The sequence below is a fragment of the Arthrobacter oryzae genome (genome assembly GCF_030812315.1).
Classification (GTDB): domain Bacteria; phylum Actinomycetota; class Actinomycetes; order Actinomycetales; family Micrococcaceae; genus Arthrobacter; species Arthrobacter oryzae_B.
The window spans coordinates 350,826-371,841 of the sequence record NZ_JAUSSM010000002.1; the positions used below are offsets into that span (position 1 = coordinate 350,826).

Genomic DNA, 21,016 nt, shown 5'->3' on the forward strand with positions numbered 1-21,016 from the left:
AATACTTCTTCCCTCCGGATCAGCAAGCTCCAGCCATTCGGTGCGTCCAGCGTCCGGACTACGCCAGGATCTCCGCCAGGAACGTGGCCGTATAGCTCTGGGTGGACTTCGCAACCTGTTCCGGAGTCCCTGTGGCGATGATCTGGCCGCCGCCCGAACCGCCGTCGGGCCCAAGATCCACGATCCAGTCCGCGCTCTTGATGACATCGAGGTTGTGCTCGATGGTGATCACCGTATTGCCCTTGTCCACCAATCCCTGCAGGACCATCAGCAGCTTGCGGATGTCCTCGAAGTGCAGGCCCGTGGTGGGTTCATCCAGAACGTAGATGCTCCGGCCGTTGGACCGCTTCTGAAGTTCCGCGGCCAGCTTGACGCGCTGCGCCTCGCCGCCGGACAGCGTGGTGGCCGGCTGCCCAAGGCGCACATAGCCCAGCCCAACGTCGACGAGCGTGCTCAGGTGGCGCGCAATCGGCGAGAAGGCGGCAAAAAACTCCGCACCTTCCTCGATGGGCATGTTGAGGACGTCCGCGATGGTCTTGCCCTTGTAGTGGACTTCCAGGGTTTCCCGGTTGTACCGCGCACCGTGGCAGACCTCGCAGGGCACGTAGACGTCGGGCAGGAAGTTCATCTCGATCTTCAGCGTGCCGTCACCGGAACATGCTTCGCAGCGGCCGCCCTTGACGTTGAACGAGAACCGGCCCGGCTGGTAGCCGCGGACCTTGGCCTCGGTGGTCTCGGCGAACAGCTTCCGGATGTTGTCGAACACGCCGGTATATGTGGCCGGGTTGGACCGCGGCGTCCGGCCGATGGGGCTCTGGTCGACGTGGACCACTTTGTCCAGGTGCTCGAGGCCCTGGATGGACTTGTGCCGGCCGGCCACCTGCTTGGCGCCGTTCAGCTTGTTGGCCAGCACCTTGTAGAGGATTTCATTGACCAGGGTGGATTTTCCGGAGCCGCTGACGCCGGTCACAGCCGTCAGCAGTCCCAGGGGGAAGGCGGCATCGACGTTGACCAGGTTGTTTTCCCGGGCCCCGACGACCTTCAGCTCGCGCTTCTTGTCGTACTTGCGCCGCTTCTTGGGGATCTCGATCTTTTTCCGGCCGGAAAGGTAGTCGCCGGTCAGAGATTCGGTGTTTTCCAGGAGCTCCTTGTAGGACCCGGAGTGCACCACCTGCCCGCCGTGCTCGCCGGCGCCCGGTCCGATGTCCACAATCCAGTCGGCTTCCTGGATGGTGTCTTCGTCGTGTTCCACCACGATGAGGGTGTTGCCGAGGTCCCGCAGCCGGGTGAGCGTTTCGATCAGCCGGCGGTTGTCGCGCTGGTGCAGGCCGATGGACGGTTCGTCGAGGACGTAGAGCACGCCGACCAGGCCGGACCCGATCTGCGTTGCGAGCCGGATGCGCTGGGCTTCGCCGCCGGACAGGGTGCCGGAGGGGCGCTCCAGGTTCAGGTACTCGAGCCCGACGTCGAGGAGGAAGGTCAGCCGGGCCTGGATTTCCTTCAGGACCTGGTGTGCGATCTGGGCCTCGCGGCCGGTGAGCACCAGGGTGTCCAGGAAGTCGGCGCATTCACGCATCGGCATCGCGGCCACTTCGGCGATGGACTTGCCGTTGATCAGCACCGAGAGCGAGGCCGGGTTCAGGCGGGCGCCGTTGCAGGCCGGGCACGGGATCTGCCGCATGTACTCTTCGTAGCGGTCCCTGGCAGAGTCCGAATCCGTTTCCAGGTGCTTGCGGTGGACGTACTGGACGACGCCCTCGAAGCCCGTGCTGTACTTGCGCTCCCGGCCGAAACGGTTGCGGTACTGCACCACCACCTTGTGGTCCTTGCCGTGCAGCACGGTCTGCCGGATATCGTTCGGAAGCTTCTGCCACGGCGTCTTCATCGAGAAGTCGAGTTCTTTAGCGAGCCCGGAAAGGAGCCTGTTCCAGTACTCGCTGGTGGCCGTACCCAGCGACCACGGCGCGATGGCGCCCTCGCCAAGGGAGAGCTCCGGGTTCGGAATGATGAGTTCCTCATCAACTTCCAGCTTGGTGCCGATGCCGCTGCACGCCGAACAGGCGCCGAAGGGGTTGTTGAACGAGAACGAGCGGGGCTCGATTTCATCGATGGCGAGCGGGTGTTCGTTGGGGCACGCCAGGTGCTCGGAGAACGCCCTGATACGTTCCGCATCATCCGCTTCGAGGTCGACGAATTCGGCGAGCACACGGCCCTCAGCCAATCCGAGCGCGGTTTCGACGGAGTCGGTCAGGCGCTGGCTGATGCCTTCCTTGACCACAAGCCGGTCCACCACCACTTCGATGGTGTGCTTGAACTGCTTGCCGAGCTTGGGAGGATCGCTCAGCTGGATGAGGTCACCGTCCACGCGGGCGCGCGAATAGCCCTTGGCCGTCAGCTCCTTGAAAAGGTCGACGAATTCGCCCTTGCGGCCGCGGACTACGGGAGCGAGCACCTGGAATCGCGTGCCGGCGGGCAGTTCCAGCAGTTGGTCCACGATCTGCTGCGGCGTCTGCTTCGCCACCTGCTCGCCGCAGATGGGGCAGTGCGGGCGGCCCACACGGGCCCAGAGCAGGCGCATGTAGTCGTAGATCTCGGTGATGGTGCCCACGGTGGACCGGGGGTTCTTGCTGGTGGACTTCTGGTCGATGGAAACGGCCGGGGACAGGCCTTCGATGAAGTCGACGTCCGGCTTATCCACCTGGCCCAGGAACTGGCGGGCGTACGCGGACAGCGACTCGACGTAACGGCGCTGGCCCTCGGCGAAGATGGTATCGAACGCCAGGGACGACTTGCCGGACCCGGACAGTCCGGTGAAAACGATCATGGAGTCCCGCGGCAGGTCCAGGTCGACGTTCCGCAGGTTGTGCTCCCGGGCCCCCTTCACCACAAGGCGGGAAAGGTCTGGGCGCGCCGGCTTCCCTTGGTTTAGGGAGACGACGGAGGGTCGGGCATCAACGGCTGGTTCTTCAGCTACGGCTTTAGGCACCCACTAATGCTAATCGAAAACTTCTTCGAATTTCCATGCCGGCGTTTATTCGGCGTCGTAGGCCGCCGCCAGCAGCTGCACGGCTTCCGCGAAGCTTGCGCCCTGGGCCTTAGCCGCGGTGGCGAAATCGGCCGCGGCCGCAGTCAGCGAGGTCCACGCCTCGTCCCTAGCGCAGACGATGGTTCCGTGCCGGCCGCGGGTGGCGACAATCCCTGCCGCTTCCAGCTCCTTGTAGGCGCGGGCCACGGTGTGCGGTGCGACACCCAGGGCCGTGGCCAGGCTCCGCACGGCGGGCAGGCGCGTGCCGGGGGCGAGGGCACCGCTGTCTGCCCGCTCGATAATGTTCAGCCGCAGCTGTTCAAAGAGCGGGACCGAACTGCCTTGGTTCGGTTTCCACGTCCCTGGAAACTCGTTCGCGCCGCTCACTGCCCGGACTCCCCTGCGCGCAAGGCATCTTCCCTGCCTGAGAACTGGGCATCGTACAGCCGGCTGTAGGGCCCGTTGGCCGCCAGCAGCTGTTGGTGGTTCCCGTGTTCGACGATTCGTCCGTGGTCCATGACGAGAATTAGATCAGCGTCCCGCACTGTGGACAAACGGTGCGCGATCACGAAGCTCGTCCGGCCCTGCCGCAGCCGTTGCATTGCCTGCCGGATCTGCACTTCAGTCCGGGTGTCCACTGAACTTGTCGCCTCATCGAGGACCAGGATGCTGCGGCCGGCAAGCTGGGCCCTGGCGATGGTGATGAGCTGCCGCTGGCCCTGGCTCAGGGAGTCGCCGTCGTTCCCTAACACTGTGCCGTAGCCGTCCGGGAGGGACCGCACGAAGTGGTCCACGAGCGTGGCCTCGGCGGCGGCGAGAATGTCGGCGTCGCTGGCTCCGGGCCGCCCATATTCAATGTTCTCCCTGATGGAGCCGGTGAACACCCAGGCGTCCTGCAGCACCATCCCGATCATGGAACGCAACTCGTCGCGCCCGCGCCCGGCGATGTCCACGCCATCGATGGTGATCCGGCCGGAATCGAGCTCGTAGAACCGCATGAGCAGGTTAACCATGGTGGTTTTGCCTGCGCCGGTATGACCGACAATTGCCACGGTCTGCCCGGGCTCAGCTGTGAAGGACAGGTCCCTGACCACGGGCAGTCCGCTGTTGTAGCCGAAGGTGACGGCGTCGAACACCACACGGCCGCCGGCTACCGCGGGACCCTCCGGGTCCGCCCCCTCCGGGCCGGCCTGGTCCGTCCCAACCTGCTCCGCGCCGGCCCGCTCTGTGCCGTCGCGCGGAATTTCCTTCGCATCCAGCAGGGCGAACACCCGTTCAGCCGAGGCGATGCAGGATTGCATCAGGGTCAGCATGCCGCCGATCTGCCCGATCGGCTGGCTGAAGAGCCTGCTGAACTGGATGAAGGCCTGGACCCCGCCGATGGTCATGGCGCCGGCCGTAACCTGCAGCGCACCGACCACGGCCACGGCAATGTAATTGAGGTTGGAAACGAACACCAGGAGCGGCTGGACGGCGCCGGAAACGTACTGGGCGCGTGCGCTGGTCCGGAAGAGCCTGTCGTTGCTGTTGGTGAACGTCTCGGTGGCCATACCCTGCCGGCCGAAAGCCTTGAGCACCTCGTGGCCCGTGATGTACTCCTCGAGGTGCGCGTTGAGTTCGCCGGTGGTGCTCCATTGCTCGGAAAAGTGCGTCTGGGACTTCCGGGCTACGAGGACGGTGACCGCGGTGGAAAACGGCACGGTCACCAAGGCAATGGCCGCAAGCAGCGGGGAAAGCCACAGCATCATGGACAGCGCGCCGAGCAGCATCAGCACCGACAGGATCAGCTGGTTCAGCAGCTGGTTCAGTGCCTGGGAGATGTTGTCGACGTCGTTGGTGGCCCGGCTGAGCACGTCCCCGCGCCGCTGCTCGTCGAAATGCGCGGACGGCAGCCGGTGCAGTTTGCCTTCCACCGATGCCCGCAGCCGGTAGCCCACCCGCTGCACGGCGGTGGCGGTGACTGCTCCCTGGACCCAGCTGAAGACTGAAGCGCCGAGGTACATCACTGCCACGAGCAGCAGCAGGGCGGCGAGTTTCTGCTGATTGAAGGTCCCTCCAAAAACACCGTCAACCACGACGTCGGTGGCGTCGCCCAGCAGTTTGGGGGCCGACACGTTGAGCGCCACAAAGGCGCACGTGGCAGCAACGGCGGCGAGCATCCGCCACCTGACGGGGCGCAGCAGTCCCAGAAGACGCCTGCTGGTGGCCCAGGCCGAGGGGCCCGGGACGGCAACCGCCGTCGCCGTGGTTGTGGTTGTGTTGGCGGTTGCGGTCATACCCTGCCTCCGAGCGCCAGCTGCGAGGCGGCAATTTCCTGGTAGACCGTCGATGTACGCATCAGTTCGCTGTGCGTGCCCTGGGCCACGAGCCTGCCCTTGTCCAGTACCAGGATGAGGCCGGCGTCGAGGATCGTCGCGATGCGTTCCGCCACGATGATCACCGTGGACCGGCGGGTGAGCGGGGCGAGCGCGACGCGGAGGCGGGCGTCGGTTGTATAGTCCAGCGCGGAGAGGCTGTCGTCAAAAAGGTACACGGGGGCGTCGCGGAGCAGCGCACGGGCAATGCACAGCCGCTGGCGCTGGCCGCCGGAGAAGTTCGTTCCGCCCTGGCTTACCGGGGCGTGGAGACCGTCGGGCAGTTCGCGCACGAAGTCCTCCGCCTGGGCGGTGCGGAGCGCGCGCAGGAGGTCCTGGTCGCTGGCGTCAGGGGCAGCAATCCGGAGGTTCTCGGCCACGGTGCCGGAGAAAAGGTAGGCGCGCTGGGGCACCAGCGACATGCTGTTCCGAAGGAAATGAAGCGGGAGTGATTTCACGTTGTGGCCGCCGATCAGGACCTCCCCCGACGTGGCATCCAGGAACCGGGGCAGCAGGTTCAGCAGTGTCGACTTTCCGCTGCCCGTGGAACCGATGATGGCGGTGAACGTGCCCGGCGACGCGGTGAAACTGATGCGGTCGAGAACGGGCGCCTCCGCCCCGGGGTAGGCGAAGGTGACGTCGCGGAATTCCACGGTGCCGCCCGCCGTGCGCTGGGCGTGCGGCAGCCCGGCCCGCGAGATCGCCGGATCCGCGATGGCGGGGCGGGTGTCCAGCACGGCCTGGATCCGTTCCGCACAGGCCGCGGCGCGGGGAGCCGTCATCAGGACGTACATGGCCATCATGATGGCGATGAGGATCTGCAGGATGTAGGCGATGAAGGCCGTCAGCGCACCGAGCCGCATGTCCCCTGCCTGGATCCGGTGGCCGCCGAACCACACCACGGCCACCGATGACAGATTCACCACGATCATGATCAGTGGCAGCATTCCTGCCACCAGTAGCGCGGACTGGAGGTTGTTGCGGGTCAGCTCACGGTTGACGACGGCGAAGCGGCGCGCTTCGTGCGCCTGGCGGACGAACGCGCGGATGACGTTGGCCCCGATGATCTGTTCCCGCAGCACCCTGCTGATGCGGTCGATCAGGATCTGGCCCTCCCGGTAGAGGGGCACCAGCCGGCGCACGATCAGATACATGATGAGCACAAGCACGGGCACGATGGCGACCACAATGCCGGAAAGGACCACATCCTGGTTCAGGGCCAGGACGATGCCGCCGATGCCCATGGCGGGCGCCGCCACGAGCATGGTGAAGACCAGCACGGCCAGTGCCTGGATCTGCTGGACGTCGTTGGTGGCCCGTGTCACCAGGCTGGGCACGCCGAAGGTCCCTACCTCCTGGGAGGACAGTGCCTGGACCTTCGCGAAGAGCTCCTGGCGCAGCTGGCGGCCAAGCTTCATGGCCACATTGGCACTGAAGTAACCGGCAGCGAGGGCCGCGGCAACCTGCACGGCGGCGATTCCCGCCATCCACCCGCCCAGCCGAAGGATGAGGTCCGTGTTCCCCGCGACGATTCCGTCGTCGATGATGGCGGCATTGAGGGTGGGCAGGAGGAGGTTGGCCGTGGTCTGCAGGAGCTGCAGGACCACGATGGCCAGGACCGCCGGCTTATGCGCGGCGAGCAGCCGCATCATCATGCCTGGGAGCATAGAACCTCCCTCCGCCGTGACGGCATGCTAGCCCCGTTTCCGCGCGACTGCGAAAATCCTCCGGAACGGAAAAACTGTGCCGTGTGCCGTGGCAGGATAGGCGTCGTTGAGCAGGACCGAATACTCCGCCTCGAATTCCGCAGCGTCCGCAGGCGGGAGCACTGCCAATACGGGCCGCAGTCCTGCTCCCCTGACCCACTGCAGGACCGGATCCGGCCCGGGCAGCACCTGCTGGTAGGTGGTTTCCCAGGCGTCCGCGTCACAGCCGGCGTCGAGCATGATGTTCAGGTACCCGGCGGGTTCGGCGACGGCGTCGTCGTGCCGCAGGACGCCGTCGAGGGCCCCCTTCCAGCGGGCGGACTCCGCAAGCTGCCGCATCAGCACGTGCGAGGGAGAACTGAAATTGCCCGGAACCTGCAGGGCGAACCAGGCGCCGGGCCGGAGGGCCTTCAGCCAGCCGGCCAGCAGGGCGGGGTGGCCGGGTACCCACTGCAGGGCCGCGTTGGTCACCACCACGTCGGTCCGGTCCGACGGCATCCACCCGGCGATGTCCGTCAGTGCGAAGGAGAGGTTGGCAGCCTCCGCTGCATGGGCCTCCGCCTTCCGCAGCATCTCGGCGGACGAGTCGATTCCCACCACCTCGGCGTCGGGCCAGCGCTCCGCGAGGGTCGCCGTCAGGTTGCCGGGCCCGCAGCCGAGGTCCACCACGTGCCGGGGGTCCTCAGCGTGGACCCGGGCGGTGAGGTCAAAGTACGGCCGGTCACGGTGGTTTCCGAACTCCACATACTTAGCGGGATCCCATTTCAAGGACGTCCTCCAATGGCTCGAGCGGTTGCCGTCAGGCCGAGCCTAGCCCGGGCCGGCCCCGCGACCAAGGACGAACCACCCATTGGCTGCGGGCACTAAGCTTGAAAGCAATGAAACTCGTTGAGCAGCTCCCTGTCCCGGCCGAACGTACCTCCAGCGGGACGGACCACGACCCGGATGAGCTCTACACCCGTTTCGTTGAGTGGACGGAAAGCCGCGGGCTGTCCCTCTACGCCGCACAGGACGAAGCCATCATGGAACTGGCCTCCGGGGACAACGTCATTCTGGCCACTCCGACGGGGTCCGGCAAGTCACTGGTGGCAATTGCCGCGCACTTCCAGGCCATGGCCCGGGGGGACCGCAGTTACTACACGGCACCTATCAAGGCCCTCGTCTCGGAGAAGTTCTTCGCCCTGTGTGACATCTTCGGGGCCGAAAACGTGGGAATGATTACCGGCGATTCCGGCGTCAACCAGGACGCGCCCATTATTTGCTGCACCGCCGAAATCCTGGCCAACATCGCGCTTCGTGAAGGCGCAGGGGCGGACTTGGGTTCGGTGGTCATGGATGAGTTCCATTTCTACTCCGACCCGCAGCGAGGCTGGGCCTGGCAGGTGCCGCTGCTGGAGCTCCCCCAGGCACAGTTCCTGCTGATGTCCGCGACCCTGGGCGATGTCAGCCGCTTTGAGGCGGGCCTTACCGAACTGACGGGACGTCCGACGACGACCGTCAGTTCCGCTGAACGCCCGATTCCGCTGCACTACTACTACGAGCAGACGCCTGTCCACGAGACACTCGAGGAGCTGCTCGCCACGAAGCAGGTCCCCGTCTACGTGGTCCACTTCAGCCAGCTTGAGGCAATCGACCGGGCGCAGAACCTGATGAGCATCAACGTCTGCACCCGCGACGAGAAGGACAAGATCGCCGAGCTGATTGCCGGCTTCCGCTTTGCGGCGGGCTTCGGGAAGACCCTTAACCGGCTTGTGCGCCACGGCATCGGCGTGCACCATGCCGGCATGCTGCCGAAGTACCGGCGGCTGGTGGAGCAGCTGGCGCAGGCCGGCCTGCTCAAGGTCATCTGCGGCACCGACACCCTGGGCGTGGGCATCAACGTGCCCATCCGCACTGTCCTGCTCACGGCCCTCAGCAAGTACGACGGGGTCCGCACCCGGCTGCTGAACTCCCGCGAGTTCCACCAGATCGCGGGCCGTGCAGGGCGGGCCGGCTACGACACCGCCGGCACCGTGGTGGTGCAGGCGCCCGAGCACGTGATCGAGAACGTCAAAGCGATGGCGAAGGCCACCGCCAAGTTCGGCGACGACCAGAAGAAACTGCGTCAGGTGGTCAAGCGGAAACCGCCGGAGGGCTTCGTGTCCTGGGGCGAACCCACCTATAACCGGCTTGTGGATTCCGTTCCGGATCCGCTGAACTCCAGCTTCACCGTGACGCATGCCATGCTGATGAACCTGATGGAGCGCCCCGGCGACCCCTTCAAGGCTGCCCGCCGCTTGCTCACGGAAAACCACGAACCCCGCACCTCGCAGCTGCAGTTGATGAAGAAGGCCCTGGGTATCTACCGGGAACTGCTGGCCGCAGGCGTCGTGGAGCGGATTCCGCCCGAGGAGCAGGGCCCCGACGGCAGGACGGTCAGGCTCACGGTCCACCTGCAGGCCAACTTCGCGCTGAACCAGCCGCTCTCGCCGTTCGCGCTGGCTGCCTTGGAACTCCTGGATCCGGAGTCGCCGTCGTACGCCCTTGACGTGGTGTCCGTCATCGAATCCACGCTCGAAAAGCCCCGGCAGATCCTGTCGGCCCAGCAGAAGAAGGCCCGCGGCGAAGCCATCGCCGCCATGAAGGCCGACGGCATTGAGTATGACCAGCGGATGGCGATGCTGGAGGACGTGACCTATCCCCAGCCGCTTGCGGAAATCCTGGGTGAGGCGTTCGACGTCTACCGCAAGGCCGCGCCGTGGATTGGCGATTTCGAGCTTGCCCCCAAGTCCGTGGTCCGGGACATGTACGAGCGGGCCATGAACTTCGGCGAATTCGTCCAGTTCTACGGCCTGGCGCGCTCCGAGGGCATTGTGCTGCGCTATCTCGCAGACGGCTTCAAGGCGCTCCGCCAGACGGTCCCGCAGGACTCCCTCCGGGAGGACCTCGAGGACCTGATTGCCTGGCTGGGTGAACTCGTCCGGCAGGTTGATTCCAGCCTCCTGGATGAATGGGAGGAGCTGACCTCCGGGGCCGCGCCGACACCGCACGACGCGCCCCCGCCCCCGCCGCCGTCGCTGACGTCCAACATCAGGGCGTTCCGGGTGATGGTCAGGAACGAAATGTTCCGCCGCGTGGAGCTTTTCGCTGACGAGGCGGCCACGGATCTCGGGGAGCTCGACGGCGGCACCGGCTGGGATGCCGACCGCTGGGAAGACGTCCTGGACGACTACTTCGACGAACACAACGATATCGGCACAGGACCGGACGCGCGGGGACCCGGGCTGCTGATCATCACTGAAGAACCGGGGATGTGGAAAGTCCGCCAGATCTTCGACGATCCTGCCGGAAACCACGACTGGGGTATCTCGGCGGAGGTGGACTTGGCGGCGTCGGATGAAACCGGCACGGCCGTGGTCCGGGTGACCGACGTGAACCGGCTGTAGGCGCTAGTAAACTCGAATAATGAGTGTAATCCGGCCCGCCACCGTTGAAGATGTCCCCGCGATCCTGCAGATGATCCACGAACTTGCCATCTACGAAAAGGAACCGCACGCAGTCCGGAACACCCCGGAAATGCTCGCGGACGTGCTGTTCGGCGAACACCCCAGGGTTTACGCCACGATGGCCGAAAACGCGGCGGGCGAGGTCCAGGGGTTCGCGCTCTGGTTCCTCAACTACTCCACGTGGGAGGGCGTCCACGGGATCTACCTTGAGGACCTCTATGTGACTCCGGAGGCCCGCGGCGAAGGCCACGGCAAGGCCCTGCTGCAGCATCTGGCGGCCACCGCCGTCGAACGCGGCTATGCGCGCGTGGAGTGGAGCGTCCTGGACTGGAACGAACCGTCCATCAGCTTCTACAAGAAACTGGGCGCATTGCCCATGGAGGAATGGTCCACCTTCCGGCTGACCGGTGAAGCCCTGGAGTCCTTCGGCACCGCCCGCGAGGCACACGCCCGTGGCTGACCTGCCGATGACCGGGCTGGCGGCCGTAGCAATGCTGGAGGCGGCGTCCAGCATCGCCAAAGCCGTTCCGCACACCATCAAGGCACGGCATGAATACCGTGGAATGCGTACGGCCGAACACTATTTTGAGGTGCCGCTGGACCACTTCAATGGCGGCGCCGGGGAGACGATCACCGTGTTCGCGCGCGAGTATGTCTCCACGAACCACAGCGAGGAAGAGGCCGTCCAGCTGCCGTGGCTGCTGTATCTGCAGGGAGGCCCGGGCGGGCGCGGGAACAGGTTTCCCGCCCTAGGCGGCTGGAGCAAAGCGGCCGCAAAGGACTTCCGCATCCTGATGCTCGACCAGCGCGGCACCGGGCTGTCCACTCCGATCGACCGGAACACGCTCCCGCTGCGGGGAAACGAGACGGAGCAGCTGGACTACCTGGCGCATTTCCGGGCCGACTCCATCGTCGCGGACGCCGAGGCTATCAGGCATGCCCTGGGATCCGGTCCGTGGACCATCTACGGGCAGAGCTATGGCGGCTTCTGCGCGCTCAGCTACCTTTCCTTCGCCCCGGACGGCCTGCGTGAGGCACTTATCACCGGCGGGCTCGCGCCGCTGCACGGACCCGCGGACAGGGTTTACCAGGCGACCTTTCGCCGGGTAGCCGCCCGGAATGCCGAGTACTTCGCCTCTTATCCCGAGGACCGGGCGGCAGTCACCCGGATTGCCCGGCACCTGCGCGGGACTGAGGAGCTTTTGCCCGACGGCGAGCGGCTCACCGTGGAGCGGTTCCAGATGATGGGGTCGTTCCTGGGCGGCAACACCAGGGTGGACACCCTGCACTATCTGCTGGAGGACGCCTTCGTGGTGACGCCCGACGGCGAACGCCTCTCGGACGTATTCCTGGAGCAGGTCCGCGGCATCGTCTCGCGCGCTGCCAACCCGCTGTATGCCCTCATGCACGAGTCGATCTATGGCCAGGGCAGGGCCACCGACTGGGCGGCGGCCCGGGTGCTCCAGGACTTTCCGGAGTTCGGCCCGGACGCCGCCGAGCCGCTGCTGACCGGCGAGATGGTCTATCCCTGGTACTTCGAACAGGACGCCGCGCTCCGCCCGCTGCGGAACGTAGCCTGGCTCGTGGCCGGGAAGTCCGACTGGAAACCGCTCTACGACCCGGAACGGCTGGCAGCGAACACCGTCCCGGTGGCTGCCGCGGTGTACAGCGATGACATCTATGTCGACCGGGATCTGTCCTTGGAAACAGCCAACGCGGTGCGCGGGCTCCAGGTCTGGGAAACCGCGGACTTCCACCACGACGGGATCGCAGACGACGGTGAAGGCATCTTCGGCCGGCTGCTGGGAATGGTGCGCTCAGTCCGCAACTGAGCGGCCGCGGGGCCTGCCCTGCAACTTGGCCGCGCTCCTTCCTGCCCTGGCAGGAAGGAGGGCGATGACCGCGGCGGCAAGGACAACCGCGGCAACCAGGCCGCCAGCCAGGTTGAGTCCCGGGTAACCCGCCCAGCTGAGGATGAGGCCCGAGAACGCGCCGCCCACGGCACCGGCTGCCCCCATCAGCATGTCCGAAACGCCCTGGACCACCACGCGGTCCTCCTGGTGCACGCTTTCGGCCAGGAACGTGGATCCGGCGATGGTGGCGGCGGACCACCCAAGCCCCAGAAGAACCAGCCCCACGGCCACCGCGGTGGTCGACCGCTGGCCGAAACCCGCCACGGTCACCGCCGCCACCAGCATGACGAACCCGAGGACAACGGTCTGCCTGCGTCCGGTCTTATCCGTCAGCCACCCCATCACGGGCGACAATGCGAACATCCCGGCAATATGCAGGGAGATGGTGAAGCCAATGATCACCAGAACGTCGCCGGCGGCCGTGTGGCTGGCGTGGGAGGCGCTGCCGGGACCGGCCACCAGCTCCTGCAGGTGCAGCGGCGTCACCGACATGACACCCACCATGACGCCATGCGCACCGACGACGGCGGCCAGCGCCAGGATGGCGGACGGTGAATGGCGGGCGGCCCGCAGCCCGCGGCGAAGGGCTCCGCCCCGGGAAGCTGGAACCGCCGCTGCCGGGTGGTCCGGGAGGCCAGCGCCGGCGAAGCCGACGGCGTCCGCTGCCAGTTGCCGCGCGAAGAGCAGCGGGTCCGGGCGTAGCCCCGCGAGGAGCAGGGCGCACGCCAGCACAAGCCCGGCCGCGGAAATGACGAAGGGACCGGCGATGGGCGGCAGGCCCACGGCCTGGCCCACCACAGCACCAGGCTGGATGAGGTTGGGCCCCGCCACTGCGCCGATCGTGATGGCCCACACGACGGCGGACAGGGCCCGTCCGCGGTGTTCATCATCGGCAAGGTCCACGGCGGCAAAGCGCGCCTGCAAGCTGGCTGCCGTGCCGACACCCACGCCGGCGGTCCCCAGGAGCAGCAGCACGAAGATCCCGGACACCACGGAACCCACGATCAGCACCATACCGGCCAGGGCTGCGCCGAGGCCCGCCACGAGGCCGGTCCGGCGGCCGCGGCGTTCCGCCAGCGAAGCCAGCGGCAGCGCCGACAGTGCCGCGGCGAGCGTCATGACGGTGGCCACGGAGCCTGCCCACGCGTTGGAGCCGGCAAGATCCACCGCCAGCAGCGAGCCGATGGAAACGGTGGCCCCCGTGCCGATTCCGCTGAGCAGCTGCGCCGAGCCGAGGAGCACAACCGTGCGGCGCTGGACTGTCTGGCGTTGCAGGGGGCGCCGTGGAACGTGGCGCACACCGGGCTCCGCCCCGGAAGTGTTTGCCATCCTCAGAGCATAGCCCTGCACGTGTCCCGTAGACAGGCCGGCTGGCCTGGCGGATGGCATGGCGGATGGCCTGATTGGGAGGAGCGCCTGATGAGGGGATGGCGTGTGAATGCAGACAACCCCGGCCAACGATGTGGCCGGGGTTGTCTGGTGCGTGCCGGGAAGCGGTGCGGGTGCCTACTCGGCTTCGCTCATGCTCTTGCGTGCGTCCTCTTCGAGGCGGGCATCGACCTTCGCCTGGGCGGCTTTGGAGCTCACCAGGCTGGCGATCACGGCCACGACGATGGTGCCAACGATGACAGCCAGGGACACGAAGGTGGGGATCTCGGGAGCCCATTCAATGTGGTGGCCGCCGTTGATGAACGGTAGTTCGTTGACGTGCATCGCGTGGAGTACCAGCTTGACGCCAATGAACGCCAGGATGAAGGACAGTGCGTGCTTCAGGTAGATCAGGCGGTTCATCAGCCCGCCCAGCAGGAAGTACAGCTGACGGAGGCCCATGAGGGCGAAAAGGTTCGCCGTGAAGACAATGAACGGGCTCTGCGTCAGGCCAAAGATCGCCGGAATGGAGTCAACAGCGAAGAGCAGGTCGGTCAGGCCGATGGTGACGAAGACGATCAGCATCGGGGTGAAGACCTTCTTGCCGTCCACCGTGGTGCGCAGCTTGCCGCCGTCGAACTTCTCCGACATCGGAATCACCTTGCGGAGCCTGGCGATCAGCGGGTTTTCCCTGTCCTCTTCGTCTTCGCCCTCGTCCTGGGCCTGCTTCCAGGCGGTCCAGAGCAGGAACGCGCCGAAGATGTAGAAGACCCAGCTGAACTGCTCAATGACGATGGCGCCGAGCAGGATGAAGATGCCGCGCAGGATCAGCGCGATGATGATGCCCACCATCAGCACTTCCTGCTGGTACTTACGGGGCACCGAGAAGCGCGCCATGATGATGATGAAGACAAACAGGTTGTCGATGCTGAGGCTGTATTCCGTCACCCAGCCGGCAACGAACTGCCCGCCGAACTCCGGGCCGGTGAAGGCGAACATCGCGCCGGCGAACACCAGGGCCAGGGTGACGTAGAACGCCACCCACAGGCCGGCTTCCTTCATGGACGGTTCGTGGGGGCGCCGGATAACCAGGAGGAGGTCGATGGCGAGGATAAGGCCGAGGACGACAAAGGAGCCGACCTCGAACCACACGGGCAAATCGAGCACAGGATGGCCTTTCGCAGGGTACGGAACAGTGGTGTAAGTCTCTCCGGCTGGCCTGTGCACTCTGTGCTGAATCGGCAGCCCGCTACGCCCGGCAGGGCATCAGTGCCGTGCGTGTTGACGATCGTAGCGCTTGGGATACTCCCCTACGTGACAATAACCTTACCCTAGGCGTGGCCCGCGGCCTGCATCTGGCGCAGTTCCTTCTTCAGGTCCCCCACCTCATCACGCAGCCGGGCAGCCAGTTCAAACTGCAGTTCGCCGGCCGCGGCGTGCATTTGTTCGGTCAGCTGTTCGATGAGCCCGACGAGGTCCTCCGCCGGTGCAGCTGCGAGACCGTCCGCCCGCACGGCGGTCGCGCCCTTGCCCTTGCCGCGCGTCTTCCCTGCCGTGGCCAGCAGTTCGCGGGTGTCCGCGTCCTCCTTGGCCAGCTGGTCTGTGATGTCCGCAATTTTCTTGCGCAGGGGCTGAGGGTCGACGCCGTTCGCCGTGTTGTACGCCACCTGGATGGCGCGGCGCCTGTTGGTTTCGTCGATGGCGTGCGCCATTGAGTCGGTGATGCGGTCCGCGTACATGTGCACCTGCCCGGAGACGTTACGGGCGGCGCGGCCGATGGTCTGGATCAGGGAAGTCCCCGAGCGCAGGAAGCCCTCTTTGTCTGCATCCAGGATGCTGACCAGGGACACCTCGGGAAGGTCGAGGCCTTCGCGGAGCAGGTTGATGCCCACCAGGACGTCGAACGTGCCCATCCGCAGTTCGCGGAGCAGCTCCACGCGGCGGAGGGTGTCCACGTCCGAGTGCAGGTATTCCACTTTGACGCCGTGGCCCAGCAGGTAGTCGGTGAGGTCCTCGGCCATCCTCTTGGTGAGGGTGGTGACCAGGATGCGTTCGTTCTTCGCCGTCCGGGTGCGGATCTCCCCCAGGAGGTCATCGATCTGGCCCTTGGTGGGTTTGACCACGATCTCGGGATCGATCAGGCCGGTGGGACGGATGATCTGCTGCACGAAGCCGTCAGCCTTGCCAAGCTCGTACTTGCCGGGAGTAGCGGACAGGTAAACGGTCTGGCCCACTCGTTCGAGGAATTCGTCCCATTTGAGCGGCCGGTTATCCATGGCCGAGGGCAGGCGGAAGCCGAAGTCCACGAGGTTCCGCTTACGGGACATGTCGCCCTCGTACATGGCGCCGATCTGCGGCACTGTGACGTGGGATTCGTCGATCACCAGCAGGAAGTCGTCCGGGAAGTAGTCAAGGAGGCAGTGCGGAGCGGTTCCGCGGGCGCGGCCGTCAATGTGCGACGAGTAGTTTTCGATGCCGTTGCAGAAGCCCATCTGCTGCATCATCTCGAGGTCGTAGGTGGTTCGCATCCGGAGCCGCTGGGCTTCGACCAGTTTGTTCTGGCTTTCCAGCACCTGGAGGCGTTCGGCGAGTTCGTCTTCGATCCGCTTGATTGCCCGGGCCATCCGTTCGGGCCCGGCCACATAGTGCGAGGCCGGGAAGACGTACATTTCCTCTTCGTCCCGGATCACCTCACCGGTCAGCGGGTGCAGGGTATGGATGTTCTCGATCTCATCGCCGAAAAATTCGATCCGGATGGCCAGTTCCTCATACATCGGGATGATTTCCACGGTGTCGCCGCGGACCCGGAACGTGCCGCGATGGAAGTCCATGTCGTTGCGCGCGTACTGCATGGCTACGAATTTCCGGAGCAGGTCGTCGCGGTTCATTTCCGCCCCCTTGCGGAGCGTGACCATGCCGGCAATGTATTCCTCCGGCGTGCCCAGGCCGTAGATGCAGGACACCGTGGCAACCACGATGACGTCGCGGCGGGTCAGCAGGGCGTTGGTGGCGGAGTGGCGGAGCCGTTCGACTTCCTCGTTGATGGACGAGTCCTTCTCAATGAAGGTGTCCGTCTGCGCCACATATGCCTCGGGCTGGTAGTAGTCGTAGTACGACACGAAGTACTCCACCGCATTGTTGGGAAGCAGTTCGCGGAACTCGTTGGCCAGCTGCGCGGCCAGGGTTTTGTTCTGCACCATCACCAGGGTGGGCCGCTGGATCTGTTCAATCAGCCAGGCGGTGGTGGCGCTTTTTCCTGTGCCGGTGGCGCCGAGCAGGACCACGTCCTTCTCACCGTTCTTGATCCGCTCCGTGAGTTCAGCGATGGCGGCCGGCTGGTCGCCTGCCGGCTTGAACTCGCTGATGACCTCGAAGGGAGCCACGACACGGTTGATTTGCTGGGCAAGACTCATGAATATAATCTACCGCCGGGCACTGACATCGTGGCCCTGATTCAGCTTTGGGCGGTACCAGCGGCGGTGCCAGCGCCACTTTCGGCCCCGGCGGCCGGCGATGCCGCATAGGGCGGCGGGCGCCAGCCGGTGCGCTGCACCCAAGCCTCCATCCGGGCGGCGGCGTATCCGGTGAACCACGCCTCCTTGTCCGCGGCGTAGCCTGCCGTCGACTTGTCCACGCGGTGCAGGGCGGCGACCCTGCGCTTCTCCGCAAGATAGTCGCTCCTGGCTGCAGCGTCATCACGCAGCCAGTCCCGGAAGCAGAGGGCAAACCGACACCCGGGCGATCCCGCGGGCCGGACGTGCAGGTTCACCGGCCGGCCCGGGTCCGCGTTCCCGTGAAGGCGTTTGGCCCAGTCGGCCGGGTCGGGGTGGGACGGCTTCGGGTTGTCCGCCAGCACTCCGGGCCACAGCGGGAAACCGGCCGCGGCAAGCAGCGGCGCGATCCCGTCCGCCGTCGCCAGGTCCGCAACGGTCAGTTGGAGGTCGATGATGTCCTTGGCATCGAGTCCGGGGACCGCTGTGGACCCGATGTGGTCCACCGCAATGATCCCCGCCGGGGCCGCCGCCTCGAGCCGGGCGGCCAGTTTTGCTGCCTGGGCCTCCCACGTCGGGTCGGCCGGGGCCAGCACGGGCCCGCCCTTTCGGGGGGCCGCGCGTGCATGGGTGATGTTTGCCGCAAAGGGTGCCAGCCGGCGGCGCCACAGGGTGTCCACCGAGTCCCTCAGTTCCTGGGTGGTGCCGGAGTTGTCCAGCACCACGTCCGCCGCGGCGAGGCGGGCCTCCCTGCCGGCCTGCGCCGCCATCCTGGACAGCGCCTGCTCTTCGGTCATGTTCCGGTGCTCCACCATGCGCTGCACCCGCACGTCGTCCGGGGCGTCAACCACCAGAACCAAGTGGAAATTGCTGCCCTGGCCTGTTTCCACCAGCAGTGGAATGTCCTGGACGACGACGGCGCCAGCGGGGGCGGCGGAAATCATCGCTGCGGCCCGCTCCCGGACGAGGGGATGAACAATGCCGTTGAGGGTTGCGAGCCTGTCGGGATCGCCGAACACCACGGCGCCAAGCTTCGCCCGGTCGAGTCCGCCGTCCGCTCCGAGCATTTCCTGTCCGAAAGCCTCCACCACCTGCGCGAGGCCGGAGGTGCCCGGTTTCACCACTTCCCGGGCGAGGGCGTCGGCGTCGACCAGCACCGCCCCCAACTCCCGCAAACGCGAGGCGACAACTGACTTCCCCGAGGCGATGCCGCCCGTCAACCCGATCTTCAGCACTCCACCAGACTAGTCCCCACCGCCTCCCTGACCTCGCTCCGCTCGCCCAGGGAACCCTGACGGCGTGGGCCCACCCACCGCCTCCCTGACCTCGCTCCGCTCGCCCAGGGAACCCTGACGGCGTGGGCCCATCCACCACCTCCCCCGACTAGACTTGGGCGGTGCGAGAGCTAGAAAGCAGGGCAACTGCCTACACCACCCTTGCGGACGGGCCGGACTTCCGCCACGAGCTGGAGATCAAACGGTCACGGTTCATCACCGTGATCCGTCGCACCGGGGATGAGGAGGGCGCGAGGGCGTTGGTTGCCGGACTGCGCAGGGAATTCCACGATGCCCGCCACCACTGCTCCGCCTTTGTCCTGGGACCGGACCGTGACATCCAGCGTTCAAGCGACGACGGCGAACCTTCCGGAACCGCTGGCATCCCGATGCTGGAGGCCCTCGTCCGGCGGGAGACAGCGCCCGGGGTGACGGACCTCAGTGACGTCAGCGCCGTCGTCGTCCGCTATTTCGGCGGCATCCTCCTCGGAGCCGGCGGACTGGTGCGGGCGTATTCGGAATCGGTGTCCTCCGCACTGGACCTCGCACCGCTGGTGCGGCGCAGCCGGCTGAGGGTCTGCTCCGTTGAGGTGGCGCATCCGTCAGCAGGAAGGCTGGAAAACGATCTCCGCGCAGCCGGCTATGTGATGGCGGAAACCAGCTACGAGGCCACGAATACAGTCCTCAGGATCGCCCTGCCGGACCAGGCTGATGAACTGCGGCGGGCGGCCGAACGGCTCGCCGGCATGACGGCCGGCAGCGCCGCCCTCGTACCGGGGGGAACGGAGTGGATTGATGTCCCCTTCTGACCACACGCTCCTGGCCGGCCGCGTGCAGTTGCTGGACGTTACCGAGGGGATCCTCGAGGAACTGCTCGACGTCGCCCTCGCCGACGCAGCGCCCGACGACGTCACTCCCCCGCTGGGGGAAACCGACGGATGGAACCCGGAACGGATCGGCTGGTTCCGTGACTACCACCGGGCCGCTGCCGCCGGCCTGGACGGCCCGGCTGCCCAGAAGACGTGGACGATCAGCTGCGACGGGCAGGTTGCGGGATCCATCCGGCTCAAGCGGCCCGGTACGGCACCGCCGGAAGGCGGCCCACTGGAGACGGGGCTGTGGCTCGGCCGCAGCTTTCGTGGCAGGGGAATCGGCCGGGAGGCGCTTACGCTCGTCGGTGAGATGGCCGCACGCGCCGGCGCCTCGATACTCCAGGCCGAAACAACTGCCGGAAACCTGGCGGCCCAGGCGCTGCTGCGCTCTGCGGGGGCAAAGCTGGCAGGAGGCGGTGTCGCAGGAGACGGTGGGGCTTCAACGGTGACCGCGCGAATCAATCTTCGCTGACACGGGCGGGTGCGGCACCACGGGGGGGTGGCAAGCCTCACCATAACGGTCGATCCCCCAAGGGCGAATAGCTCAGCCGGGAGTACATGTACATGTCTTTGCGTTCGCCGCCGACGTCCTGCCAGCTCCGAAGCAGCCCTTCCCTGGCGTAGCCGTTCCGGTCCGCGGTTCGCCAGGATCCCTCGTTCCACGGTTCCACGTATAGCTCAAGCCGGTGGATGCCCGGCTGCCTGAGTGCCCACGACGACACGGCACCGACCGCACTGGAAGCAGCACCCCTCCCCCGGTGATCTGGTGCGATCCAGTAGCCGACGCTGACCCGGCCGTGCTGGTGGTTCTTCAGCCACAACCCGAGCCGCCGGAATGTCGGCGGGTTCCCATGGCCGGAGCCTGAAAGGCGGTGCTTCCAGTACCGGCATCTGCAGAGCTTCCATGCTCCCCACTCTAAGTGCGGCCAACAACGGACGCAGGCAATGGCGGTCCTCGTCAGGAATCGGATCCGGTGATTGGATGGAATCCACCAGATTTGAGGAGGCAGCGGTGGAAGATTCCTTCGACCTTGAGCGGTTCGTGCTGGCCCAGAACGCCGGTGGGACATACCAGCGGGCCTTGGAGGAGCTCCGCAACGGGGAGAAACAGTCCCATTGGATGTGGTTCGTCTTTCCCCAGGTCGCAGGCCTCGGACAGAGCCCAACCTCCAGGAAATACGCCATTTCCTCGCTGGCGGAAGCGGAGGCCTACTTCCGGCACCCTCTACTGGGACCCCGGCTACTGGAGTGCGCCAACGCTGTTGCCGCCCACACCGGGCTCAGCGCCATGCGGATATTCGGCGGGATCGACGCGCAAAAGCTCAGGTCATCCATGACGCTGTTCCTGCGCGCCGCTCCGGAGGAGCCCGCGTTCCAGGCGGTCCTCGACCGGTACTTCGGCGGCAGCCCCGACCCCGCAACCGACCGGTTGCTGGAATAAACAAAAAGGTGGCCGCCCCCTTTCGGGGACGGCCACCTTCAGCGCGCTAACTGCCTGGGTCCTTGGGGGAATGCACCCTCAGGGACA

At 66.1% G+C, this 21,016-nt stretch carries 16 protein-coding genes; 6 read left to right on the forward strand and 10 right to left on the reverse strand.

Translation table 11 applies throughout. From position 1 onward, the window contains the following. Window positions 1–58 precede the first annotated feature (58 nt). Genes uvrA through J2S97_RS05100 form a run of 5 tightly spaced genes read right to left on the reverse strand, consistent with a single transcriptional unit; the run spans window position 59 to window position 7,853 of the window. Window positions 59–2,986 carry an excinuclease ABC subunit UvrA gene (gene uvrA / locus J2S97_RS05080; protein WP_307047181.1) on the reverse strand — a complete coding sequence of 976 codons (2,928 nt, stop codon included), beginning with the start codon at window positions 2,984–2,986 and terminating at the stop codon, window positions 59–61. Window positions 2,987–3,031: 45 nt separating this feature from the next. Beyond that, window positions 3,032–3,412, reverse strand: a complete 381-nt coding sequence (locus J2S97_RS05085; RefSeq protein ID WP_307047182.1) for a GntR family transcriptional regulator — start codon at window positions 3,410–3,412, stop codon at window positions 3,032–3,034. Beyond that, window positions 3,409–5,301: an ABC transporter ATP-binding protein gene (locus J2S97_RS05090; protein WP_307047184.1), complete on the reverse strand. Its 1,893-nt coding sequence runs from the start codon at window positions 5,299–5,301 to the stop codon at window positions 3,409–3,411. The genes J2S97_RS05085 and J2S97_RS05090 overlap by 4 nt, the downstream gene beginning before the upstream one ends. Beyond that, window positions 5,298–7,046, reverse strand: coding sequence for an ABC transporter ATP-binding protein (locus J2S97_RS05095; RefSeq protein WP_307047186.1), 1,749 nt, complete (start codon window positions 7,044–7,046; stop codon window positions 5,298–5,300). Before J2S97_RS05095 ends, J2S97_RS05090 begins: the two co-directional genes overlap by 4 nt. A gap of 27 nt (window positions 7,047–7,073) precedes the next feature. Beyond that, window positions 7,074–7,853, reverse strand: a complete 780-nt coding sequence (locus J2S97_RS05100; protein ID WP_307047187.1) for a trans-aconitate 2-methyltransferase — start codon at window positions 7,851–7,853, stop codon at window positions 7,074–7,076. Window positions 7,854–7,963: 110 nt separating this feature from the next. Between J2S97_RS05100 and J2S97_RS05105 the strand changes: the two genes are divergently transcribed. From J2S97_RS05105 to J2S97_RS05115, 3 genes are read left to right on the forward strand one after another with little or no spacing between them, the layout of a single operon-like run. Beyond that, window positions 7,964–10,510, forward strand: coding sequence for a DEAD/DEAH box helicase (locus tag J2S97_RS05105; RefSeq protein ID WP_307047188.1), 2,547 nt, complete (start codon window positions 7,964–7,966; stop codon window positions 10,508–10,510). 19 nt (window positions 10,511–10,529) lie between these two features. Next, window positions 10,530–11,030 carry a GNAT family N-acetyltransferase gene (locus J2S97_RS05110; RefSeq protein ID WP_307047189.1) on the forward strand — a complete coding sequence of 167 codons (501 nt, stop codon included), beginning with the start codon at window positions 10,530–10,532 and terminating at the stop codon, window positions 11,028–11,030. A 31-nt stretch (window positions 11,031–11,061) separates the two neighbouring features. Further along, window positions 11,062–12,402, forward strand: coding sequence for an alpha/beta fold hydrolase (locus tag J2S97_RS05115; RefSeq protein WP_307047766.1), 1,341 nt, complete (start codon window positions 11,062–11,064; stop codon window positions 12,400–12,402). On the opposite strand, the gene J2S97_RS05120 is transcribed toward J2S97_RS05115, so the two are convergent. The 4 genes from J2S97_RS05120 to coaE form a co-directional block, all read right to left on the reverse strand. After that, window positions 12,388–13,812, reverse strand: a complete 1,425-nt coding sequence (locus J2S97_RS05120) for an MFS transporter (protein WP_307047190.1) — start codon at window positions 13,810–13,812, stop codon at window positions 12,388–12,390. The two genes, J2S97_RS05115 and J2S97_RS05120, sit on opposite strands and share 15 nt — an antisense overlap. Window positions 13,813–13,989: 177 nt before the next feature. Further along, window positions 13,990–15,018: a TerC family protein gene (locus J2S97_RS05125; RefSeq protein WP_307047192.1), complete on the reverse strand. Its 1,029-nt coding sequence runs from the start codon at window positions 15,016–15,018 to the stop codon at window positions 13,990–13,992. A gap of 164 nt (window positions 15,019–15,182) precedes the next feature. Beyond that, window positions 15,183–17,264 (reverse strand): excinuclease ABC subunit UvrB, encoded by a 2,082-nt coding sequence (gene uvrB, locus J2S97_RS05130; RefSeq protein WP_307047193.1) that lies wholly within the window; start codon window positions 17,262–17,264, stop codon window positions 15,183–15,185. A gap of 41 nt (window positions 17,265–17,305) precedes the next feature. Continuing rightward, the gene (coaE, locus tag J2S97_RS05135; protein WP_307047194.1) at window positions 17,306–18,577 is read right to left on the reverse strand and encodes a dephospho-CoA kinase; all 1,272 of its coding nucleotides are present in this window, start codon (window positions 18,575–18,577) and stop codon (window positions 17,306–17,308) included. A 161-nt stretch (window positions 18,578–18,738) separates the two neighbouring features. On the opposite strand from coaE, the gene J2S97_RS05140 reads away from it, so the two are divergent. Beyond that, window positions 18,739–19,425, forward strand: a complete 687-nt coding sequence (locus J2S97_RS05140; protein ID WP_307047196.1) for an IMPACT family protein — start codon at window positions 18,739–18,741, stop codon at window positions 19,423–19,425. Then, complete coding sequence (locus J2S97_RS05145) at window positions 19,412–19,960, forward strand: GNAT family N-acetyltransferase (RefSeq protein WP_307047197.1); 549 nt, start codon at window positions 19,412–19,414, stop codon at window positions 19,958–19,960. The genes J2S97_RS05140 and J2S97_RS05145 overlap by 14 nt, the downstream gene beginning before the upstream one ends. 37 nt (window positions 19,961–19,997) lie before the next feature. Here J2S97_RS05145 and J2S97_RS05150 read toward each other — a convergent pair whose 3' ends face one another. Continuing rightward, complete coding sequence (locus J2S97_RS05150; protein ID WP_307047198.1) at window positions 19,998–20,558, reverse strand: GNAT family N-acetyltransferase; 561 nt, start codon at window positions 20,556–20,558, stop codon at window positions 19,998–20,000. Between J2S97_RS05150 and J2S97_RS05155 the strand changes: the two genes are divergently transcribed. Then, the gene (locus tag J2S97_RS05155) at window positions 20,471–20,929 is read left to right on the forward strand and encodes a DUF1810 domain-containing protein (protein WP_373460497.1); all 459 of its coding nucleotides are present in this window, start codon (window positions 20,471–20,473) and stop codon (window positions 20,927–20,929) included. The genes J2S97_RS05150 and J2S97_RS05155 overlap by 88 nt on opposite strands. Window positions 20,930–21,016 lie beyond the last annotated feature (87 nt).